Consider the following 3,093-nt stretch of genomic DNA (forward strand, 5'->3'; position numbering starts at 1 on the left):
CGGACATTCGCCGGTCGTGTAGATGCAACAAGGGAGGAAGTACATGTTGCGCAAACTTCTTATCGGAACGGCTCTCGCATCGGGCCTTGCTTTCGCGGCCCATGCCGAGGACGTCAAGGAAGTCCAGATGCTGCATTGGTGGACGTCGGGCGGCGAAGCGGCTGCTCTCAACGTCCTCAAGGGCGATCTGGCCAAGGAAGGCTATGCCTGGAAGGACGTGCCGGTGGCCGGCGGCGGCGGCGACGCAGCCATGACCGCGCTGAAGGCGATGGTCGCGGCCGGCAACTACCCGACCGCCTCGCAGATGCTCGGCTACACCGTGCTCGACTATGCGGCGGCCGGCGTGATGGGCGACCTGACCGAGACGGCGAAGAAGGAAGGCTGGGACAAGTCGGTTCCGGCCGCCCTGCAGAAGTTCTCGGTCTATGACGGCAAGTGGGTCGCGGCTCCGGTCAACGTCCACTCGGTCAACTGGCTGTGGATCAACAAGGCCGTCATGGACAAGATCGGCGGCACCGAGCCGAAGACCTTCGACGACTTCGTTGCCCTGCTCGACAAGGCCAAGGCGGCAGGCGTGATCCCGCTCGCTCTCGGCGGCCAGAACTGGCAGGAAGCCACCATGTTCGACTCGGTCGTGCTGTCGACCGGCGGACCTGAGTTCTACAAGAAGGCCTTCAACGACCTCGACGACGCTTCGCTCAAGTCCGACACGATGAAGAAGTCGTTCGACAACCTCGCCAAGCTCGTCACCTATGTCGACCCGAACTTCTCCGGCCGCGACTGGAACCTTGCCACCGCCATGGTCATCAAGGGCGACGCCCTGGTGCAGGTCATGGGCGACTGGGCCAAGGGTGAATTCCACGCCGCCAAGAAGACCCCGGGCACGGACTTCCTGTGCTATMGCTTCCCGGGCACCGACGGCTCGGTGATCTACAACTCCGACATGTTCGGCATGTTCAATGTTCCGGACGACCGCAAGGCCGCCCAGGTCGCATTGGCCACCGCCACCCTGTCGAAGAGCTTCCAGTCGGCCTTCAACGTCGTCAAGGGTTCGGTTCCGGCCCGTACCGACGTTCCGGACACCGACTTCGACGCTTGCGGCAAGAAGGGCATCGCCGACCTGAAGGCAGCCAATGACGGCGGCACGCTGTTCGGCTCGCTCGCCCAGGGTTATGGCGCGCCTCCGGCGGTCGCCAATGCCTACAAGGATGTCGTCTCCAAGTTCGTCCATGGTCAGATCAAGACCTCGGACGAGGCCGTGACCGAACTGGTCAAGGCGATCGACGACGCCAAGTAAGCGCCACACACAAAAACGCCTTCCCCGCTCCAGCGGGGAAGGCTCCGATCCGCGAACCTGGTTGGCCTCGCGCCGACGGGAGGAGCCCTATGAGCACGGTAGCGACAAGCCAGATCAAGCTGACGCCGGAGCAGGCCCGACCGCGCGCCTCGGTGCGCTCGCGCCTGCAGGACGCGCTGCCTAAGATCGTGCTGGCGCCGAGCTTCGCCATCACCATTGTCTTCGTCTACGGCTTCATCCTGTGGACGATCTATCTGTCCTTCACCAATTCCAAGACCTTCCCGTCCTATGTCATCACCGGCTCGCGCGCCTACCAGCGGCTTTGGGGCTGGACCTTCGACACCGACCCGCCATCGAGCTGGTACACGTCGATCACCAACATGGGCATTTTCGGCTTTCTCTACATCTTCATCTGCCTGGCGCTCGGCCTGTTCCTGGCCATCCTGCTCGACCAGAAGATCCGCGGCGAAGGTGTGCTGCGGCCGATCTACCTCTACCCGATGGCGCTGTCCTTCATCGTCACCGGTGTCGCCTGGAAATGGTTCCTCGATCCCGGTCTCGGCCTCGAGCAGACCTTGCATCAATGGGGCTGGACGAGCTTCCATTTTGACTGGATCAAGAACAAGGACTTCGTCATCTACACCGTGGTCATTGCCGGCGTCTGGCAGGCCWCCGGCTTCATCATGGCGATGTTCCTGGCCGGCCTGCGCGGCATCGACGGCGAGATCATGAAGGCGGCGCAGATCGATGGCGCCACCACCTTCCAGCTCTATCGCCGCATCGTCATCCCGCTGCTGCGGCCGATCTTCCTGTCGGCCTTCATCGTGCTCGCCCACCTCGCCATCAAGTCGTATGACCTTGTCGTGGCGTTGACCAGTGGCGGCCCCGGCGGCTCGGCCTGGCTGCCGTCGAACTTCATGTATGAATACACCTTCAAGCGCAACGAAATGGCCGTCGGCTCGGCCAGCGCGGTGATCATGCTGATGACCATCATCGCCATCATCGTGCCCTATCTCTATTCGGAACTGCGGGAGAAGCCGCGATGAGCGCCGTCACCACGCCCGCCCGCCAGGCCTCAGGCGGCGTCAACGCTAGGATCGTCAACCGCATCGTCATCTACGGGCTGCTGGCGCTGTTTGCACTGTTCTATCTGATGCCGCTGTTCGTCATGCTGGTCACCTCGTTCAAGACCATGGATGAGATCCAGAATGGCAATATGCTGGCGCTGCCCCAGGCACCGACCTTCGACCCGTGGGTGAAGGCCTGGGGCGAGACCTGCGTCGGCCTCACCTGTGCCGGCATCAAGGGCTATTTCTGGAACTCCATCAAGATGGTGGTTCCGGCCGTGCTGATCTCGACGATGCTCGGCGCCCTCAACGGCTACGTGCTGACCAAATGGCGCTTCCGCGGCGCAACGCTGGTGTTCGGGCTGATGCTGTTCGCCTGCTTCATCCCGTTCCAGTCGGTGCTGTTGCCGATGGCGACGATCCTCGGCAGCCTTGGCCGTTTCGGCGTGTCGCTGCAGAACTCGGTCGGAACGAGCTTCGGCCTGGGCAACGCGACGGTCAATCTCGTCTTCGTCCACGTCGTCTACGGCATCGGTTTCACCACTTTGTTCTTCCGCAACTATTACGAGGCGTTCCCGACCGAACTCGTCAAGGCGGCGCAGGTCGACGGCGCCTCCTTCTTCCAGATCTTCCGTCGCATCATGCTGCCGAACTCGATGCCGATCTTCGTCGTCACCGTCATCTACCAGTTCACCAACATCTGGAACGACTTCCTGTTCGCCTCTGCCT

Annotated in this window: 3 protein-coding genes; all 3 read left to right on the plus strand. The window is 62.3% G+C overall.

Annotated elements, in window-relative coordinates; translation table 11 throughout:
- Positions 1 to 43 precede the first annotated feature (43 nt).
- Positions 44 to 1,297: an ABC transporter substrate-binding protein gene (locus ACXJ7R_RS28705; RefSeq protein ID WP_457154775.1), complete on the plus strand. Its 1,254-nt coding sequence runs from the start codon at positions 44 to 46 to the stop codon at positions 1,295 to 1,297.
- Between the two features lie 89 nt (positions 1,298 to 1,386).
- Complete coding sequence (locus ACXJ7R_RS28710) at positions 1,387 to 2,343, plus strand: carbohydrate ABC transporter permease (RefSeq protein WP_457154776.1); 957 nt, start codon at positions 1,387 to 1,389, stop codon at positions 2,341 to 2,343.
- Positions 2,340 to 3,093, plus strand: a 754-nt coding sequence (locus ACXJ7R_RS28715) for a carbohydrate ABC transporter permease (protein WP_457154777.1), incomplete at its 3' end; no start/stop codon positions are given. The genes ACXJ7R_RS28710 and ACXJ7R_RS28715, both read left to right, overlap by 4 nt.

The organism is Mesorhizobium sp. P5_C1 (genome assembly GCF_054049815.1).